An 18,504-nucleotide genomic window follows, 5' to 3' on the forward strand; every position below is an offset into this window, starting at 1 on the left:
AGCCATCAAACAGGGCGACCCGCTGGACCCGACGACCCAGGTCGGCGCCCAGGCCTCGGATCAACAGCTGAAGAAGATCCTGTCCTATCTGAAGGTCGGCAAGGACGAGGGCGCCGAGGTGCTGACCGGCGGCGATCAGGCCGTGCTGAAGGACGATCTGGCGGGTGGCTATTACGTCAAGCCGACGGTGTTCAAGGGCACCAACGACATGCGCATTTTCCAGGAGGAAATCTTCGGCCCGGTCCTGGCCGTGACCACCTTCAAGACGCTGGAAGAGGCCATCGCTATCGCCAACGACACTGAATACGGCCTGGGCGCCGGGGTCTGGTCGCGCGACATGAACACCGCCTATCGCGCGGGCCGGGCCATCCAGGCGGGCCGCGTCTGGACTAACTGCTACCACCAGTATCCCGCGCACGCGGCTTTCGGCGGCTACAAGAAGTCGGGCATCGGGCGGGAAAACCATCGCATGATGCTGGACCACTATCAGCAGACCAAGAACCTGCTGGTCAGCTACAGCCCCGACAAGCTGGGCTTCTTCTGATTTCGATCAGGCGCGGGCTTCGGTCCGCGCCTTTTTCACGAACCAAACGCCTAGCCGATCAGCTTCAGGACCACGGCGCTCTGGTACAGCATGTAGAGGGCGACCACGAAGATCAGGCCCGCGAAGACGCTGTTCAGCAGGCCCTTGCGGCCGGACATCAGCTTGGCTAGCCGCGCGCCTGCCAGGCCGCCCAGAACGCCGCCGCCGATGAAGACCGCCGCCAGCGGCCAGTCCACCCAACCGGCCAGCGCATAGTTGAAGGCGGTGGTCAGGCCGAAGGCGGTGACGCCGACCAGCGACGAGCCGACGGCGTAGTAGATGGGCATTCCGGTCGATCCCATCAGGCTGGGCACGATCAGGAAACCGCCGCCGATGCCGAAGAAGCCTGACAGCATCCCCGTCGCCGCCCCCGTGCCGATCAACTTGGGCGCATTACGCGCGGTCAGGGTTACGTCCGGGTCGCCCGCCGCCGAGCGGCCGCGCAGCATCAGGGCGCCGACGATCAGCATCAGCACCGCGAACAGGGCCAGCAGCTTCTGCCCGTCCACCGCCTTGCCGAAGCTGGAGCCCAGCGCCGCCCCGACCACGCCCGCCGCCGCGAACAGCAGGGCGATCTTCCACTTCACCGCCCCGTGCCGGGCGTGGTTCAGCAGATTGGCGAAGGCGTTGGCGGCCACGGCGAAGGCGCTGGTGCCGATGGCCAGGTGGGGGTCTTTCACCCCCACCAGATAGACGATCAGCGGCACGGCTAGGATCGAGCCGCCCCCGCCCACCAGGCCCAGGGTGAAGCCGACCAGCGACCCCGCCCCGGCGCCCAGTCCGTATTGCAGCAGGCTGAGCGGCTCGCCCATCAGGCGGCGCTCTTGGCGCGGGGCGCGACGCCCGGCTCGACGCAATCGGGGGCGCAAAGCCATTCACGGCCCTTCAGCATCCCGACCCAGTAGATTTCCGGCAGGGCCTGCGCCTTCAGGTGCCAGGCGCGTCGCGTCGGCTGACGCCCGTCCAGCATCCACGTCGGGAAGCTGGGCAGCAGCTTGCCGCCATAGCCGAACTCGGCCAGCACGATCTTGCCGCGCTCGACCGTCAGGGGGCAGGAGCCATAGCCGTCGTAAACGGCCTTCAGCGCCTTGCCGTCCAGCATGGAGATGACGTTCTCGGCCACGACCGGCGCCTGTTTGCGGGCGGCGGCGGCGGTCTTGGCGTTGGGCGCCGAGCAGGCGTCGCCCAGGCCGAAGACGTTGTCGAGGCGGTTGTGGTGCAGGGTCGCCTGATCGACGTCGATCCAGCCGCTCTCGGCCGCCAGCGGGCTGTTGCGGATGAAATCGGGCGCGGTCTGCGGCGGGCAGACGTGGATCATGTCGAAGTCGCGGACGACTTCGCTGACGGCCCCATCGGCGTCGGTGACGGCGAAGGTCGCCTTGCGCGCCTCGCCGTCGATGGACGTCAGGCGCGAGTTGAAGCGCAGGTCGACGCCATAACGCTCGATGTATTTCATCAGGGCGGGGACGTAATCCTTCACCCCGAACAGCACGGCCCCGGCGTTGTGGAATTCGATGTCCACGTTCTTGAGGGCGCCGGTGCGCTGCCAGTGGTCGGCTGACAGATAGAGGGCCTTCTGCGGCGCGCCCGCGCATTTGATCGGCATGGGCGGCTGGGTGAACAGGGCGCGGCCGCCCTTCAGCTCCTGCACCAGCTTCCACGTATAGGGCGCCAGATCGAAGCGGTAGTTGGAGGTCACGCCGTTGCGGCCCAGCGTTTCGTTCAGGCCGGGGATGGCGTCCCAGTCCAGCTTGATGCCCGGGGCGGCGACCAGGGCGCGATAGCCGATGCGGCGGCCGTCCGACAGGCGCACCTGATCGGCCTCGGGCGCGAAGTCGACGACGCTGTCCTTGATCCAGCGGGCGCCCGTGGGGATCAGGCGGCACGTCTCGCGCATGGTGCGCTCGGGCGTGAAGACGCCGGCGCCGACCAGCGTCCAGCCGGGCTGATAATAGTGGCGCTCTGACGGCTCGACGATCACCACGTCAAGGCCGGGGCGGCGGCGCAGCAGGCTGGCCGCCGTGGCGATTCCGGCGGCGCCGCCGCCGACGATCAGAACGTCGCAGGTCTCGGAAGCTTGCGGATGGGCCACGCCTCAGCCCTCCAGACGCGGGCCGAGCGGCGAGACGTCGTAACCGGCGGCGGCGGCCAGGGCGACGATCTCTTCGGCCGGGCGCTCGCCCGCCTGCGACAGGGCCCACAGATAGGTGGTGCGGGTGCCTGAGCGGCAGTAGCCGAGGATGGGCTGGGGCAGGTCCGCCAGCGCCGCCTTGAAGCGCGCCACGTCGTCAGGCGTCATGGCTCCGCCGCGAATGGGGATGTGGACGAAGGACAGGCCCGCGGCCTCGGCGGCGGCGCGGATGTCCTCGGTCATCGGCTGGCCCGGCTCTTCGGCGTCGGGGCGGTTGGAGATGATGGCGCGATAGCCCTGGGCGGCGGCCATAGCGACCTCCTCAGGCAGGATCTGCGGCGAGACGTGCAGGCGGTCTTCCAGGGTGCGGATGTCCATGAGGCGGTTCTCTTGCTTGAGGAAACTGGCTTGAGGAAAAGGGATGCGCGTCAGAGCGCGTTGATGGGTACTTTCAGGTAGCGGACGCCGTTGTCTTCCGGCTCGGGCATCCGGCCGCCGTTCATGTTGACCTGAACCGAAGGCAGGATCAGGCGCGGCATGGACAGGGTGGCGTCGCGGGCGATGCGCATGTCGACGAACTCATCTTCGCTGACGCCGTCGCGGACGTGGATGTTGCAGGCGCACTGATCGCCGATGGTCGTCTCCCAGGCGAACTCGGTGCGGGCGGGCGGCGCCTTGTAGTCGTGGCACAGGAAGACGCGCGCCGCGGCGGGCAGTGACAGCAGCCGCTGGATCGAGCGATACAGAGTCCGCGCATCGCCGCCGGGGAAGTCGCAGCGCGCCGTGCCGTAGTCGGGCATGAACAGGGTGTCGCCGGGGAAGACGGCGTCGCCGACCACATAGGCCAGGCAGGCCGGGGTGTGGCCGGGCACGTGCAGGACCGTGGCCTGAAGCCCGCCGATGGCGAAGCGGTCGCCGTCGTCGAAAAGTTGGTCGAACTGGCTGCCGTCGCGACGGAACGCGGTCCCCTCGTTGAAGACTTTGCCGAAGACGTCCTGCACCTTGATGATGTCGCGGCCGATGGCCAGGCGGCCGCCGAGGCGCTCTTGCAGATAGGGCGCGGCCGACAGGTGATCGGCGTGGGCGTGCGTCTCCAGCAGCCACTGAACCTCAAGGTCTTCGGCCTCGACGTAAGCAATCAGGGCGTCGGCCGAGGCGGTCGAGGTGCGGCCCGCCGCCTGATCATAATCCAGCACGCTGTCGATGATGGCGCAGGCGTTCGAGCCGGGGTCGCGCACCACATGGCTGACGGTGAAGGTGGCGGGGTCGAAGAAGGATTTGACGACGGAGCGCTGGGTCTCGTTCGTCAGGGCGGCCTCGATCAATTCCCTCGCATGGTCACGGGCGGGGTCGATGGGGGCGTCGGTCACGGCGTCTCTCCGCATTGATCTGGATCAAGCAATTAGATATTTACATATTATATGCAAGTAATTGTTTTCAAGGTGCGCTGGGCCTCGGCTGCGCGTAGCCCTATGGCATGGAAACCGACTCGATGACGGACACGCCTTTGCTGCGGCCTCTGAGGATCAATGAGGCGGCGCCGGATTTCGCCGCGCGCACGACGCGCGGCCAGCGACGGCTGAGCGACTATCGCGGGCGCTGGCTGGCCTTCTTCTCGCATCCGGCGGACTTCACCCCGGTCTGCACCAGCGAGTTCATCGCCCTGGCCCGGCGTCAGGCGGACTTCACGGCGATCGGCTGCGAACTGCTGGGCCTGTCGGTCGACAGCCTCTATTCCCACCTGGCCTGGCTGAAGGATATCCACGACCGCTTCTGCGTGACGGTGGAGTTCCCGATCATCGAAGACCCCTCCATGGTCATCGCCCAGGCCTATGGGATGATCGACCCGGCGGCGCCCGACAGCGCCTCGGTGCGCGCCACCTTCGTCATCGACCCGAACGGCGTGGTGCGGGCCATCAGCTGGTATCCGATGAACGTCGGCCGTTCGGTCGAGGAGCTGCTGCGCTTGATCACGGCCTTGCAGGCGGCGGATCGGGAAGGGGCCTCGGCGCCCGAAGGCTGGACGCCGGGCGCGTCCCTGCTGCAGGCGGCGCCGACAGACTTCGGCGACGTGCTGGCGGGCGATGACGCCTGGTATTATCGACCGGCGCCGCGATGACCCCTGACGACGATGATCTGGAACGGTTGAAGGCCGCCGCGCCCGAGGCGGCCGAACTGCTGCGGCAACTGGCCAACGCCAACCGCCTGCTGATCCTGTGCCATATCGCTCAAGAAGAGCGTTCGGTCGGTCAGCTGGAACAGGAGCTTGGCCTGCGCCAGCCCGGCCTGTCGCAACAATTGGCCGAACTGCGCCAGTCGGGACTGGTGAAGACCCGGCGCGAATCGCGCTCCATCTATTATTCGCTGGCCGACGAGCGAGCCGAGGCGATCATGGCCATGCTGCACCGCATCTTCTGCGCCGATCCCAAGGCCCTGACCGAGGCCGTGCGTCAGGACCAGGCGCCGGACCAGGCGCGCCCGGCCGGGGACGCCGCCCGTTTCGCCCGGATCATCCCCCCACGCTGATCGGCCGGGTCGCTTTGTGCGACAAATCAGCGATTGAAGCTGACACTGATTATCATTAAGCGTCGAGACGAAGCGCCGTTGGCGTCGCTGGTGAATGGGCGGAGAATGGGCTGATGGTCGAGGTGAGGTTGGGACGTCGGGCCCTGCTGCTGGGCGCCGCCGCCCTGATGGCGACCGGGGCCGCCGCCTGCACGCGCGGCGACCAGGCCGCACCGACCTCCCTGCTGACCGATCTGCGCGACCGGCCGCTGGCGATCACCCCGCCGGTGACGAAGCTGTCGATCGACGACAGCCGTTTCCTGATCGCCCTGTCGCTGATCCATCCCGATCCGGTCAGTCTGCTGGCGGCCTGGGCGGGCGACGTGAACCGCCTCAGCCCGGACATCTACGCCGCCTATCTGGAGAAGTCGCCGACGCTGGCGGCTCTGCCCAAGACGCCGAGTTCGGCCGCCGCTTTCAATGTCGAAGCCGTGCTGGGCGCCCAGCCGCAGGTGGCCCTGGTGTCGCTGGATTCCGGCCCGACCGACGCCCAGACCGCCCAGCTGGAGCAGGCGGGCGTGCGCGTCGCCTACATCGACTTCTTCCAGCACCCGTTCCAGAATCAGCCGCGCAGCCTGAGCCTGCTGGGGTCCATGATCGGCCGCGAGGAGCAGGCGGAAGCCTACAACGCCTTCCGCGCCGCCCGATTGAAAGTCATCTCCGACCGTGTGGCCGGGCTGAAGGACGAGCAGAAGCCGACCGTCTTCCTGGAAGCTCACGCGGGCAACGGGCCGGACTGCTGCAACTCGGTGGGGGCAGGGAACATCGGCGACTATCTGACCTTCGTCGGCGCCCGCAATATCGGCGCCGAGGTGCTGAAACAGCCGTCGGGCAAGCTGAACCTGGAGTTCGTGGTCGAGCGCGATCCCGACATCTACATCGCCACCGGCGGACCGCATCTGGAGAAGACCGGCGGCTTCGTCGTCGGCCCGAAATACGACGTCGAGACCTCGCGCGCCTCGTTGCGCGGCGTGGCGGGGCGGCGCGGCCTGTCGACCCTGAAGGCGGTGCGCGAGGGCAAGGTGCACGGCCTGTCGCACCAGCTGATCAACTCGCCCATCGACATCGTCGCCACCGAGGTTCTGGCCAAGTGGATCCAGCCCGAGCTGTTCGCCGACCTCGACCCGCGCGCCACGCTGGACGCGATCAACAACGACTTCCTGGCCGTCCCTTATCGTGGGGACTACTGGACCGACCTGGTCCCGGCCGCCTGATTTCACCCCTTCAAGCCCATTCCCGGAGAACCGTCATGATCACCCTTCGCAACGGCATTCTGACCGCCGCCGCCGTCGCCGCCCTGGCGATGGCGTCGACCGCCTCGGCCCAGACGATCGAGAAGACCGTCAAAGTCGCCCCCGGCGGCCTGTATGAGATCGTCTTCAACCCGGCCGACAATGACCTCTATGTCGCCGCCGTCGGCCCGCGCGGCGCCAACCAGGCCCAGATCGTCCGTCTGCAGGGTCAGACGCTGGCGCCGGAATCCTCGGTCGACGTCTCGGCCAACCCGCTCTACGGCCTGAACCTGAACACCCGCACCCAGACCCTGTACGGCACTGACACCCGCGCGGGCGCGGTCACGGCCATCAACGCCCGCACGGGCGCGGTGATCGCCACCATCCGCAACGGCGACGAGGAAGGCGCCCACGTCCGCCAGGTCGTCGTCGATGAGGCGAACAACAAGGTCTATGTCAGCGTCGTCGGCGGCGAAGCGGGCGACGCCTCCAAGCCGAACCTGATCTGGGTCATCGACGGGGCGACCAACACCGTCGAGCGCACCATCACCGCTACGGTCGGCGGCCTGACCGGCGCGGCCTTCGATCCGGCGACCAACCGCCTCTACGTCACGGGCATGAGCAGCAACGAAGTCGCCGCCATCGACGTGGCCACCGGCGAGACGGTCGGCAAATGGCCGTCGCACGGCGACTCGACCATCAACGTCGCCGTCGATTCCGAAGGCCGCCGCCTGTTCGTCGCCAACCAGAAGTCGGGCGAACTGACGGTGCTGAACGCCGACACCGGCGCCCTGATCCACAAGGTCGCCACCGGCGCGGGCGCCTTGAGCGTCGCCTACAACGGCGCGGTCAAGCAGATCTACGTCGCCAACCGCCAGGCGGGCACGGTGACGGTGCTGGATTCCGACACCTATGCGGTGAAGGCCAACCTGGAGACGGGAACCTTCCCCCAGACCATCGCCATCGACCGCGCGACCAACGCCGTTTACGTCTCGAACAAGGCTCGCGGCCTGCCGCGCGGCGCTCCGGCCGGCACGCCGGTCCCGGTCGACCCGACCGGCGACGTGGTGACGCTGATCCGTCCCTGATCTCGATCGGGACTGAATAAGGAAAGGCCCGGCCGCAGATGCAGCCGGGCCTTTTTCTTGGCTTGAAGAGATTGGCGGACGGGGCGCTCAGCCCGTCAGAACGTCGTCGATCATGACCTGCAGCGCGCCGCGTTCGCAGCGCTGGACGCGGGCCGTGACGCGATAGACCTCGGCCAGTATCTCCGGCGTGATGGCCTCGTCCGGCGCGCCGAAGGCGACCAGTTTTCCCTTGGCCATGACGGCGATCCGGTCCGAGACGCGCGCCGCCGCCTGCAGATCGTGCAGGACGATCATCACCGTCATGCCCCGCTCGGCCGCCGCCTCGCGCGCCAAATCCAGCACGCGCAGCTGATAGTGCAGGTCCAACGCGCTGGTCGGTTCGTCCAGCAGCAGCAGGCGCGGCTCGCGCGCCAGGGCCTGGGCCAGACCCGCCAACTGCTTCTGGCCGCCCGAGAGTCGGTCCAGACGCTGCCCGGCCAGAGCTTCGGCGTTGATGCGTTGCAGCACCTCATAGGCGCGCTCGGCCGCCTGGGCGTCGGTGTAGACGGCGCCGCGCAGGGGCGTGGCGCGGATCGAGGCGACCACCGTCTCCAGCACCGTCAGGGCCACGCCCTGCGGCAGGGTTTGGGGCATGTAGGTGACGCGCTTGGCCCGGTCGGCCAGCGACAGCCGGGTCAGTTCGTCGCTATCCAGCCGGATCGAGCCGTGCGCCGGGATCAGGCCTGCCAGACTGCGCAGCAGGGTGCTCTTGCCCGCGCCGTTGGGGCCGACGACGGAGACGACTTCGCCTGCGGTCAGGGGCGGCAGGCTGAAGCCGCTGATGATGGGCTGGCCGCCGTAACCGGCGTCGAGGCCGCTGATGGTTAGTTCGCTCATGCCCGGCCTCCGTTGCGGAAGATCAGCAGCAGGAAGACCGGCACGCCGATCACGGCGGTGACGATGCCGACGGGCATCAGCACGCCGGGCACGATGATCTTGGACGCGGCTGAAGCCAGCGACATGATGACCGCCCCGGCCAGCACGCTGGCGGGCAGGAAGTAGCGGTGATCCTCGCCGACCAGCAGGCGGGCGATGTGCGGCCCGACCAGTCCGATGAAGCCGATGGCGCCGACGAAGGCCACGGCCGTCGCCGACAGCAGGCTGACCCGCAGCAACGACAGGAAGCGCAGGCGCTTCACATCGACGCCGAAGCTCATGGCCCGATCTTCGCCCAGCCGCAGGGCCGTCAGGGCGCGCGACGACAGAAGCGAGAAGGGCGTGACCGCGACCAGCACGACCGCCAGGGCCGCGACATTGCTCCAGGTCGCGCGCGACAGCGATCCCATGGTCCAGAACACCAACTGCTGCAGCGCTTCGGCCGAGGACAGGAACTGCACCAGCGCCGTCAGGGCGTTGAAGGCGAAAACGAGCGCGATGCCGAACAGGACGATGCTCTCGATCCCCGATCCCTTCATGCGCGCCAGGGCCTGAAGCGCCAGCACCGAACCGAAGGCGAAGACGAAGGCGTTCAACGGCACCAGCCAGTCCGCCCCGATGAAGGACGATCCCAGACCCAGCACGATGGCCAGCGACGCGCCGAACGAGGCCGCTGACGAGACCCCCAGCGTAAAGGGGCTGGCCAGCGGATTATTCAGCACCGTCTGCATCTCGGCGCCCGCCAGCGCCAGCGCCGCGCCGACCATCATCGCCATCAGGGCGTAGGGCAGGCGCACCTGCCAGACGATGGCCTGCTGGGCCGTGGTCAGGCTGGACGGATCGAACACGCCCTGCAGCACCGTCAGGGGCGAGATCGACGACGGGCCGGTGGCGATGTCCAGCAGCAGGGCCGCCGCCGCCAGCGCGGCCAAGACGGCGATGGCGAACAGCTTGGTCCGCGCGCTTCTGGAATAGGCGACGACCGCCTCGGGCACGGCGTTTTCAGCGTTCGCCAATTCACGAACTCCACTCAGAGAATGCGTCGCAATACATATCAATGGCCAGATAGGCTAGGGTGGTCATATGACGCTGACCTCGCCCGCCCCTGCCGACCGGTCCCAGAAGGACACGGCTCCCGACATGACCAAGCCCTACGCCATCCGCCTGCCCGCTGTCGATGGCGCGCCCGCCGTGGACGTGCGGGTGGCGACGCCGCAGGGCGAACGGCCGCCCAACGGCTGGCCGGTTCTGGTGGTGCTGGAAGGGGAGGCCTTCTTCGACACGGCCGCCCAGGTCGCCGGACGGCTGCTGCGGCGCTCGGCCAAGACGCGGGTGAATGCGATGATGACAGCAGGCGTCACCCTGTCGGGCGTGGCCGATCGCGTCGCCGCCTACGCCTTCACGCCGGGGCCCCAGGGCCAGGCGTCCGATCCGCGCGGCGCGGCCTTGCTGGCGCGGCTGGCGACGGAGGTGCTGCCGCAACTGGCGACTATGGGGGCAGATCTCGAGCAGGCGGTGCTGATGGGTCATTCGATGTCGGGCCTTTTCGTCCTCGAGGCGCGAGCGGCCGGGGCGCCCTTCGCCCGCTATGCGGCGATCAGCCCGTCGATCTGGTGGCGTCCCGCCGTGGTCGAGGCCCAGCCCCGTGACTCGAACCTGCTGGTCGCGGTCGGCGCGCGCGAGGAGATGGAGGGGCTGCCGCCCGCACACCTGGCCCGGCGTATGGTCTCCAACGCCCGCGATCTGGAGGCTTACGGGGCGAGCCTGCGGGTGCTGGAGGACGAGGATCACGGCTCGACGCCGTATGCGGCCTTGCCGGCGGTCCTGCGCTTCGCCGCGCCCTATCGAGGCTAGGCGGCGGGGCAAGAAAAAAGCCCCCGCGCTGGGCGCGGGGGCTGTTCGGATCAACGCGCCGGGCGGATGCGCAGCACGGAGTCGTTTCCGTCCGTGGTCCAGCCGGACTTGACCGCGACATAGACGTTGCCGCGCCCGTCGGTCGAGACGTGGTTCGCCACCGGCGGGGCGGGCAGGTTGGCGACGATGCGGCCGTCGACGTCGGTGACCGTCACCGTGCCCGCGCCGAAGGTGCTGACGAAGGCTCGACGCGACTTCGGCTCGAACACCACGTTCAGGGCGCCCGCGCCGACCGGGGTGTCGGCCACGACCGAACCGTCCGAACCGTTCAGCACCACCAGGTTGTCGGTGCCCTGGGCCGCGACGAAGATGCGGTCGGTCTGCGGATCGTGCGAGACGCCGATCACGCTGCGCGCGCCGGGGACGCGGAAGACGTTCAGCACGGTGTCGGCGGCGGCGTCGATGACCGCGACCTCATTGGTCGAGTTGGAGGCGACGTACAGGCGGCGCGCTTCGCGGTCATAGGAGACGCTGGCGGCCGAGAAGGTCTCGCCGCGCACGGTCGAGTCGATCTTGATGCGCTTGGCCACCGTCAGGGCGGCGGTGTCGAACACCACGACTTCCGGCTGGAAGGTGGCGCTGGCGTAGGCCTTGCCGTGCTCTTCGTCGATGACGACGTCGCGGGCGTGGTTGACCGTGCCCGGCTCGAACTGACGCACCAGCGACAGGTCCGACTGGCGGTAGACGGCGACCGTGTTCTGGCGGCTGTTCGAGACCCAGACGGTGTCATGGGCGTCATCGACGCCGACGCCGTAGACGGCGAAGACGCCGCCGTCCTGAGGCTGGCCGTCGCGGCCGGTGCGGCCCGGCGCTGCGGCGGGCGTGACGCGGGCTTCGACCGCCATGGTGTCGGCGTTCAGGCGCAACAGTTCCGACTGGCGCACCGGCGGGCGGCCGACCGCCGAGGTGGCGAAGACGGCGTTGCGCTTGGCGCTATAGGCGGTCTGATACAGGCCGCGCGTCGGCTGGACGTTGGTGATCCGATAGGCCGCCTCGTTCGACAGCGGCACGTTCGGCGAGATCTTCAGATCGGCCAGGACGGCGTTGTAGGGCGATTGCGACACCGCCACGATCGGGTGGTTGCCGGGCTGGGCGTCGGCCGGCAGCGTCAGGCGCGCTTCGAAGCCGCCCTCGGCGTTCGCCGTGATCGGGCCGGTCGACAGCGGCGTCTGGCCGTACATCAAGGTGATGCTCTGGCCGGGATGGAAGCCGCGGCCGTTGGCCACGACCGGGCCGCCCGGCAGGACGGGCTTGCCGCGCTCGCCGGACGAGAAGCCGACCTGGCCGCCGTCCAGGCGCTCGGGCGCCGAGAACAGGGCCTGGGCCGAAGCCAAGGTCGGAACGGCGACGGCCGAAGCCGCCAGGAGCGCGCCGAGAGCGGCGCCGCGAAGGGATTTGCGTAGGGTGGTCATGATCGCAGTTTCTCCGGATCAGAAGCGGGTGGTCAGGCCAACGAAGAAGCGGCGGCCGGGCGAGTAGTAGCCATCGCCGGCGGTGCCGCTGACCTTCTCGTTGAAGAGGTTGGAGACGCCGGCGCGCAGCGTCACCGTTTCGGACGCCTCATAGGCGGTGGTCAGGTCGAACTCGGTGCGGGCGTTGGTCAGGGTCGAGCCGCCGCTCAGTTCTTCGCCCGTATATTGGGCGGACAGCATGACCCCGAGGCGATCCGTCGCCCGCCAGTCCAGCGAGGCGTAGCCCGACCATTCCGGCGTGGTGATCAGGTTGTCGCCGGTGTCCAGGTTCTTGGCCTCGATCATCCATGTGGCGTTGCCGCGCAGGGTCAGGTCGTAGGGCAGGCTGGCCTGCGCCGTCAGCTCCAGCCCCTTGGTGCGGGCGCGCTGGACGTTCTCGTTCCGGGTCCACCACTGACCATAGTAATAGCCCAGCGGCGCATACTGGATCTTGTTCTTGAAGTCGGTGTGGAAATAGGTGGCGCCGAATTGATAGCTTCCGCTGTCGTAGGCGAAGCCGACCTCGTAGCTGGTGCTTTCTTCGGGTTCCAGGTTGGGGTTGCCCGCCATCCAGCAGCCGCCACGGGTGTAGATCAGCGGCTTGCCGTTACCGTCCAGGATTGGATTGCCGTTCTTGTCCTTGGCGGCCATGCCGATCAGGCCGCGACAGCCTCTGCCGCCGGACTGGGTCGCAGCCCCGGCGCTGTTTTCCTTCAGGGATGGCGCGCGGAAGCCTTGGGAAACGCCGCCGCGCAGGGTCCAGGCCTCGGTCGGGTGCCAGACCAGATAGGCGCGGGGGCTGAAGTGCTCGCCGTATTTGTCGTGGCTGTCCAGGCGCCCGCCCAGGGTTAGCAGCAGGTTCTCCCGGATGGTGATCTGGTCTTCGGCGAAGATCGCCGCCGTATCGCCTTTCAGCGTGGCGCCCTTGATGATGTTGCCGTCAAAGTCGATGGGGCTGCGGCCGATGGTGTCGGTGTTGGTCAGCTCTTCCTGGCGATACTGGGCGCCGATAGCGAACTTGTGCTGCCAGACGAAGTTCTTCTCGAAGTTCCACAGGCCGTCGATGATCCATTCGGAGAATTCGCCGTTGCCGCCGTCTTCCCCCATCGCCTTGTTCTGGAAGGCGTTGTGGTAGAGGTCCAGGCGGGTCTCGCCGAACGACCACTCGCCATCGTGGCTAAGTCGGAAATTGGTGCGCTCGATCTTGGAGCCGAAGCCCCACTGCGGAACGAGTTGGCCGTTCCGACCCGGCACCATCAGCTTGGGATCGAGCGGCTCCTCGACGCCATAGTTGGCTTCGAACGAGAAGTTCTGGTTCTCGATCGGCGTCCAGCTGAGCACGCCGTTCAGCGTCTTGTTGAGGACGCCGCCGGCGCCGTTGTCCCCTGAGATGTTGACCTCATCCGGGTTGGTCCGGGCATAGGTCGCGCCCAGGCGCAGGCCCAGGGTTTCCGTGATGGGCCCTGTCACGTTGACGCCCAACTGATAGGCGTCGCCACGGTTGGAATCCTCGGACCAGGTGTAGCTGGTGTTGGCCGAGCCGCGCCACGTCGGCGCGATCTTGCGGGTGATGATGTTGATGACCCCGCCCATGGCGTCGGAGCCGTAGAGCGACGACATCGGCCCGCGCACCACTTCGATGCGCTCGATCATGTCCGGCGAGATCCAGTTCAGGTCTTGGCGGCCCAGGTTGGGGCGATAGGTGACGTCGCGGGCGTTGCCCACGCGACGGCCGTCCACCAGGATCAGGGTGTAGTTGTCCGGCAGGCCGCGGATGGTGATCTTGGACATCTCGCCTTCGGCGCCGATTCCGCCGGTCACGCCGGGCAGGCGGCCCAGCAGTTCGCCCAGGTTTTGAACCGGCTGGCGCTCGATTTCGTCGCGCGTGATGACGCTGATCGAGGCGGGTGCGTCGCGTACGTTGGTGGCGGAACCTGAGGCGGTGACGACGACGTCGCTGACAGCGGTCGCCTTCGGGTCGGCGCCGGTGGCGTCCGGCAGGACAGTCTCGGCCAGGACTGGCGATGTGGCGAGCAGGGTGGTGGTCATCAGGCCCAGCCCGATGCGGCGTTTCGATAGGTGCATCATGCGCCCCCAAAGGCGTGCGTTAGGCGGGCGACGAGCGCCCGGGGAGGGGAGGAAAGCTCGACCATGCGAGCGGCGTCGCTCCTAATAATCATTCGCAATATTGTCTCAATGTCGCATTCGGCATGGGCGCCATACGCTTCGGCGCATGACGGCGCGGCCGTTGAGGCGTCATGCGAGCGCGACGAAACGACCTTGCGAACATGTTGCAATTAAGAGGCGTTCTTAATACAGCCAAGGCCGACGCGTCGGGCGTCACGCAGCGAGGCCTTATGTCGGGGCGACTTCCCCACCGCGTCGATTTCACCCTGCTTCAGCACCTTCAGGTGCTGATCGAGCAGCGCAGCGTCTCACGCGCGGCCGAGCGTCTGGGCATCGGCCAGCCGGCGATGAGCCGCATCCTGGCTCGGCTGCGCGATCAGTTCGATGATCCCCTGCTGGTGCGCGGCCCGCGCGGCATGATGCCGACGCCGCGCGCCGAGGCCCTGACCGGCCCCTTGCGCGCCTGGCTGGAGGCGGGCGAGAACCTGCTGCGCGACCCCGGCCTGGACGTCGGGCGGATGAAGCGGGTGTTCCGCCTGGCCTCCACCGACTTCGGCCTGCTCAGCGTTCTGGCGCCGGCCCTCGCCCGTATCCAGAACGAGGCGGCGGGGGTGGAGTTGGAAGTCGAGCCTCTGTCGGACGCCAGCCTGCGGCGGCTGGAGGATGGGCGGCTGGACCTGGTGCTGACCGGCTGGAACCCCGAGGGCGCGGGGCTGAAGTCGCGCTGGCTGTTCCGCGAGACTCATCTGGGCCTGGCGCGGCCGGACCACCCGGTGCATCAGGCGACGCCGACGCATGCCGAATTGCTGTGTTGGCCCCATGTCGTTCCCTCGGCGGGGGACGGCTTCGGCGACTGGGTGGCGGACGACCTGCCGGACATGGCCGAGCGCCGGATTCTGGTGCGGGCCGAGAGCTTCGCCCTGGTCCCCTATCTGTTGCAGGCGGGCGAGGCGGTGGCCCTGCTGCCGCGCCGGGCGGCCGAGCATTTCGCGGCGACGCACGGTCTTCGCGCCTTCACGGCTCCGCAGGAAATGCGGCCGTTCGACTATCACCTGGTCTGGCACGAACGCTCGGACGGAGACGCCGGCACTCAGTGGCTGGTCGACGCCCTCTCCGCCGGTTTCGAAGCCGAGCGGGCCGGCGCCTAGCCGACCTTGAGGCGCGTGGCGGGCCACAAGGCCGCGATCAGGATCATCACCGCCGATACGGCGTAGGGCGCGCCATGCGCCGCCTGATAGGCCACGGTTCCGGCCAACGGTCCCAACACGGCGCCCAGGCCTTGCGCGGCGCCCACGGCTCCGGCGGCGGCGCCCTGCTCATGGGCCTCGACCGCATTGGCGGCCAGGGCCGATTGCGAGGGATAGACCCAGCCCATGCCCGCCGCGATGACGCCATAGGCGGCCCACAGTTGCAGCGGCGTGGCGGCGAAGGCGGCCCCGACGAAACCCATGGCGGCGATGCTCCCGCCGATGCGGATGAAGCGCGATGGCGTCCAGTTCAGGCGACGCAGCACCATCTGGGCCGTGAACAGCACCACCCCGACCACGGCCAGGGCGATGCCCGCCGTCCGCGCCGCCTCATTGGGCGACAGGCCGAAGCGGTCCAGGGCCAGGAAGCCGACCACCACCTGGCAGACGACGACGCCGCACATGGCGGCGAAGGCCGTGACGACGGCGCGACGGATGCGGACGTCCGACAGCTTCAGCGCCGATTTCTTGCGCGATTCATGGGGCGCGTCGGCGGGCAGGAACCGCCACACGGCGATGAAGGCCAGGACGGGCAGGGCGGAGATGATGAGCAGGGAAGCGCTGAGGCTCCAGCCGGCCAACAGGCCCGCTGCGCCCGGCCCGAAGACGATGCCCAGGGAACTGGCGGCGCCGACGGCGCCCATGGCGCGGGCGCGTTCGTGCGGCGCGGTCTGATCGGCTACGACGGCGGCGCAGATCGGCGGCACGGCGGCGTAGAAGGCCCCGGCGGCGGTGCGCGCCGCCGTCATGCCCAGGAAGCTGACGATGGCCGCTGGAACCAGAGCCAGGGCCGCGCTCATGAACAGGCCCAACGCCGCATAGCTGACGGCGAACCCGGCCAGGGCGATCAACAGCACCTTGCGCCGCCCGACCTCGTCGCTACGGGCGCCCCAGAAGCGGGCCATCAGCATCCAGGCCAGGCCCGCCGCCGTCACCGCCGCCCCGACGTGCCAAGGCTGCAGGCCCAGCAGCCGCGCCATCGGCCCGACTACGGCGACGAAGGCCATCATCGACATGCTGCCGACGCCCGCTGTGAACAGCAGGGGCTTCAGGCTGAAGGCGCCGCCGGGCGCCGCGGCGGTCGTGGTGGCGGATGTCATGGGGCGCTCCTGAACGGTATGGAGCGGCTTGATCGACTAATTGAGAATGAATTGCAACTAAGGCTTGGCTGTCGTGATGGGCAGCGCCAGCGCCACAACCAGGCCCGGCTGATTGTCGTCCAGCCGCAGTTCGCCGTCATGCGCCCGCGCCACGGCGGCCACCATGGCCAGTCCCAGACCGGCGCCGGACGTGCGGCCGCCTGCGTCCTGATCCAGACGATAGAAGCGACGCAGCACCTTCTCACGTTCGGCTTCCGGCACGCCGCGCCCGTGGTCGGCGACGCGGACGACCGCCCGGCCGCCCTCGCTGGACGTCGAGATCTCGATCTGACCGCCGCCGTGGAAGACGGCGTTCTCGATCAGATTGGCCAGGGCCTGCTGGATCAGGGCGGGATCGGCCTCGACCGTTCCGGCGGGGGCGAAGGCGACGGTCAGGCGCCCGCCCGCCTCTTCGACGAAGGGGCTGTAGATGTCGGCCACTGTGGCGGCCAGGGCGGCGAGATCCAGCCGTTCGGTCTGCAAGGCGGCGTCGCCGCTTTCGATCCGCGCCAGGGTCAGCAGGGCCTCGAACAGGGCGCTGACCTGATCCGTCTCTTCCAAAGCGCGTTCGACGGCGGCCTCGCGCGCGCCGGCGTCGTCCAGATTGGCGGCCAGATCCTCCAGCCGGTTGCGGACCCGGTTCAGCGGCGCGCGCAGTTCGTGGGCCACACCCTCGGACAGGGTCTTGAGCGTGGTCAGCGCGGCCTCCTGCCGATCCAGCATCCGGTTGAGGTTGGCCGACAGCTCATTGAACTCCCGTCCCAGGCCGACAGCGGGCAGGCGAGCCGAATCCTGACCGGCGATGATGCGGCCGACCGCCTGATTGACCCCTTCCAATCGCCGCAGGAACAGCCGCCCGGCGAACCACCCCCCGGCCAGGGCCAGCAGGATCAGCACGACCCCGCTCACCAGGGCGTAGCGGCGGATGCCGCCGCGCAGTTCGTCCAGATGCTGGATGTCGCGTCCGACCGCCAGCAGGCCGCCGTCAGACGCCTGGGCGCTCAACGTCAGCATATTGGGCGTCTGGTCGGGCCAGCGCGCGGGCCGCGCCTTGTTGGGCAGGTTGCGTCGGAACCCGCTCTGATTGACCGCCAGTCGCGTCAGGCCGTTGGAGAAGCGGCTGCCGTCCGGCGCCTCGACCAGCAGCAGATAGCGGCGGGCGTCGCGGTTGCGGGATTCGGCGTTCAGTTCATCCACCAGCTGGGCCGTGCCGTGCCGGTCAGCGTCGGCGCACATGACGTCCATCTGATGGTTCAGCCCGTCGCGGACCTCGGCCTCGGCGAAGCGCATCAGGCCGTAGTCCACGCCAGCGATCATCACCGCCGCGCCCAGTCCGAACAGGACCGAGAAGGCGGCGGCGTAGCGCAGGCTGGCCGTGGTCCAGACCGATGGGCGTTTCGGCTCAGTCCGGGGCCTTGAGGACATAGCCCACCCCCCGGATAGTGTGGATCAGCTCCTGATCGAAGCCGCGATCGACTTTGGCCCGCAGACGGCTGATGTGGGCGTCGATCAGATTGGCGCGCGGGTCGAAGTGGAAGCCCCACAGGCTTTCCAGCAGCATGGTGCGCGTCACCGCATGGCCGGCGTTGCGGGCCAGCCGCTCCAGCAGCTTGAACTCGTGCGGGGTCAGATCCAGCGTCCGGCCGGCGCGGGTGGCGCGGTGGGCGGTCACATCGACCTCCAGATCGGCCACGCGATGCCGCGTCGTCGCCTCGGCCAGCGGCGGGCGGCGCACCAGCGCCTGAAGCCGCGCGCTCAGTTCGCTGAAGGCGAAGGGCTTGACCAGATAGTCGTCGGCGCCCGCGTTCAGTCCCGCCACCCGGTCGTCCACCGAGCCGAGCGCCGTCAGCATCAGCACAGGCGTTTTCAGTCCGCCCGCGCGCATGGCCTGCACCGTCTCCAGCCCCGGCAGGCCCGGCATCATGCGGTCGACCACGATGGCGTCGTACTCGCCCTCTACGGACATGTGCAGACCGGCTTCGCCGTCGCCCGCCTCATCGACCGTATGCCCCTGCTGGCGCAGGCCGTCGGCCACGAAGGCGCGGGTTCGAGCATCATCGTCAATGACAAGCATTCGCATGAGCGCCCTTCTAACCCTCTGTGGCGAAACGA

17 protein-coding genes and 1 pseudogene are annotated in these 18,504 nt (G+C 68.5%); 7 read left to right on the forward strand and 11 right to left on the reverse strand.

Features of this window, described 5'->3' with window-relative positions:
- Window positions 1–544 (forward strand): annotated as a pseudogene (adh, locus tag FM111_RS10480) (aldehyde dehydrogenase); the annotation flags it as partial.
- Window positions 545–594: 50 nt separating this feature from the next.
- On the opposite strand, the gene FM111_RS10485 reads toward adh, so the two are convergent.
- Genes FM111_RS10485 through FM111_RS10500 form a run of 4 tightly spaced genes read right to left on the reverse strand, consistent with a single transcriptional unit; the run spans window position 595 to window position 4,099 of the window.
- The gene (locus FM111_RS10485) at window positions 595–1,395 is read right to left on the reverse strand and encodes a sulfite exporter TauE/SafE family protein (RefSeq protein ID WP_087140914.1); all 801 of its coding nucleotides are present in this window, start codon (window positions 1,393–1,395) and stop codon (window positions 595–597) included.
- A complete protein-coding gene (locus FM111_RS10490; protein WP_087140891.1) occupies window positions 1,395–2,675 on the reverse strand; it encodes an NAD(P)/FAD-dependent oxidoreductase in 1,281 nt (426 codons plus the stop codon). The genes FM111_RS10485 and FM111_RS10490 overlap by 1 nt, the downstream gene beginning before the upstream one ends.
- A 3-nt stretch (window positions 2,676–2,678) precedes the next feature.
- Window positions 2,679–3,092 (reverse strand): TIGR01244 family sulfur transferase, encoded by a 414-nt coding sequence (locus FM111_RS16545; protein ID WP_087140892.1) that lies wholly within the window; start codon window positions 3,090–3,092, stop codon window positions 2,679–2,681.
- A gap of 50 nt (window positions 3,093–3,142) precedes the next feature.
- Window positions 3,143–4,099 carry an MBL fold metallo-hydrolase gene (locus FM111_RS10500; RefSeq protein ID WP_087140893.1) on the reverse strand — a complete coding sequence of 319 codons (957 nt, stop codon included), beginning with the start codon at window positions 4,097–4,099 and terminating at the stop codon, window positions 3,143–3,145.
- A 92-nt stretch (window positions 4,100–4,191) separates the two neighbouring features.
- Between FM111_RS10500 and FM111_RS10505 the strand changes: the two genes are divergently transcribed.
- The 4 genes from FM111_RS10505 to FM111_RS10520 all read left to right on the forward strand — a co-directional run bounded on the left by FM111_RS10505 (window position 4,192) and on the right by FM111_RS10520 (window position 7,599).
- Window positions 4,192–4,833: a peroxiredoxin gene (locus FM111_RS10505; RefSeq protein ID WP_087140894.1), complete on the forward strand. Its 642-nt coding sequence runs from the start codon at window positions 4,192–4,194 to the stop codon at window positions 4,831–4,833.
- The gene (locus FM111_RS10510) at window positions 4,830–5,240 is read left to right on the forward strand and encodes an ArsR/SmtB family transcription factor (RefSeq protein ID WP_087140895.1); all 411 of its coding nucleotides are present in this window, start codon (window positions 4,830–4,832) and stop codon (window positions 5,238–5,240) included. Before FM111_RS10505 ends, FM111_RS10510 begins: the two co-directional genes overlap by 4 nt.
- A gap of 113 nt (window positions 5,241–5,353) precedes the next feature.
- The gene (locus FM111_RS10515; RefSeq protein WP_087140896.1) at window positions 5,354–6,493 is read left to right on the forward strand and encodes an ABC transporter substrate-binding protein; all 1,140 of its coding nucleotides are present in this window, start codon (window positions 5,354–5,356) and stop codon (window positions 6,491–6,493) included.
- A 35-nt stretch (window positions 6,494–6,528) separates the two neighbouring features.
- Window positions 6,529–7,599 (forward strand): YncE family protein, encoded by a 1,071-nt coding sequence (locus tag FM111_RS10520; protein WP_087140897.1) that lies wholly within the window; start codon window positions 6,529–6,531, stop codon window positions 7,597–7,599.
- Window positions 7,600–7,686: 87 nt separating this feature from the next.
- Here the strand turns inward: FM111_RS10520 and FM111_RS10525 are convergent, their stop codons facing one another.
- Both FM111_RS10525 and FM111_RS10530 read right to left on the reverse strand, forming a co-directional pair.
- Complete coding sequence (locus FM111_RS10525; protein WP_087140898.1) at window positions 7,687–8,475, reverse strand: ABC transporter ATP-binding protein; 789 nt, start codon at window positions 8,473–8,475, stop codon at window positions 7,687–7,689.
- Entirely contained in the window at window positions 8,472–9,530 is a 1,059-nt protein-coding gene (locus FM111_RS10530; RefSeq protein ID WP_087140899.1) for a FecCD family ABC transporter permease, read from the reverse strand. The genes FM111_RS10525 and FM111_RS10530 overlap by 4 nt, the downstream gene beginning before the upstream one ends.
- A 67-nt stretch (window positions 9,531–9,597) precedes the next feature.
- Here FM111_RS10530 and FM111_RS10535 point away from each other — a divergent pair, with 67 nt between their 5' ends.
- The gene (locus tag FM111_RS10535; RefSeq protein WP_087140900.1) at window positions 9,598–10,368 is read left to right on the forward strand and encodes an alpha/beta hydrolase; all 771 of its coding nucleotides are present in this window, start codon (window positions 9,598–9,600) and stop codon (window positions 10,366–10,368) included.
- 50 nt (window positions 10,369–10,418) lie between these two features.
- On the opposite strand, the gene FM111_RS10540 is transcribed toward FM111_RS10535, so the two are convergent.
- Together FM111_RS10540 and FM111_RS10545 are read right to left on the reverse strand one after the other, a co-directional pair.
- Window positions 10,419–11,840 carry a YncE family protein gene (locus FM111_RS10540; RefSeq protein ID WP_087140901.1) on the reverse strand — a complete coding sequence of 474 codons (1,422 nt, stop codon included), beginning with the start codon at window positions 11,838–11,840 and terminating at the stop codon, window positions 10,419–10,421.
- An 18-nt stretch (window positions 11,841–11,858) separates the two neighbouring features.
- On the reverse strand, window positions 11,859–13,967 hold the full coding sequence (locus FM111_RS10545; protein WP_256968205.1) for a TonB-dependent receptor domain-containing protein: 2,109 nt from the start codon (window positions 13,965–13,967) through the stop codon (window positions 11,859–11,861).
- A gap of 269 nt (window positions 13,968–14,236) precedes the next feature.
- Here FM111_RS10545 and FM111_RS10550 point away from each other — a divergent pair, with 269 nt between their 5' ends.
- Window positions 14,237–15,154 carry a LysR family transcriptional regulator gene (locus FM111_RS10550; RefSeq protein ID WP_087140902.1) on the forward strand — a complete coding sequence of 306 codons (918 nt, stop codon included), beginning with the start codon at window positions 14,237–14,239 and terminating at the stop codon, window positions 15,152–15,154.
- Here FM111_RS10550 and FM111_RS10555 read toward each other — a convergent pair.
- From FM111_RS10555 to FM111_RS10565, 3 genes are read right to left on the reverse strand one after another with little or no spacing between them, the layout of a single operon-like run.
- Window positions 15,151–16,353 (reverse strand): MFS transporter, encoded by a 1,203-nt coding sequence (locus tag FM111_RS10555; RefSeq protein ID WP_087140903.1) that lies wholly within the window; start codon window positions 16,351–16,353, stop codon window positions 15,151–15,153. The two genes, FM111_RS10550 and FM111_RS10555, sit on opposite strands and share 4 nt — an antisense overlap.
- A 57-nt stretch (window positions 16,354–16,410) precedes the next feature.
- Entirely contained in the window at window positions 16,411–17,817 is a 1,407-nt protein-coding gene (locus tag FM111_RS10560; protein ID WP_087140904.1) for a sensor histidine kinase, read from the reverse strand.
- Window positions 17,795–18,472 carry a response regulator gene (locus FM111_RS10565; protein WP_218779203.1) on the reverse strand — a complete coding sequence of 226 codons (678 nt, stop codon included), beginning with the start codon at window positions 18,470–18,472 and terminating at the stop codon, window positions 17,795–17,797. Before FM111_RS10565 ends, FM111_RS10560 begins: the two co-directional genes overlap by 23 nt.
- Between the last annotated feature and the right edge of the window lie 32 nt (window positions 18,473–18,504).

Origin of the sequence: Brevundimonas diminuta 3F5N (genome assembly GCF_900163625.1) — a bacterium.
Taxonomy (GTDB): Bacteria; Pseudomonadota; Alphaproteobacteria; order Caulobacterales; family Caulobacteraceae; genus Brevundimonas; species Brevundimonas diminuta_A.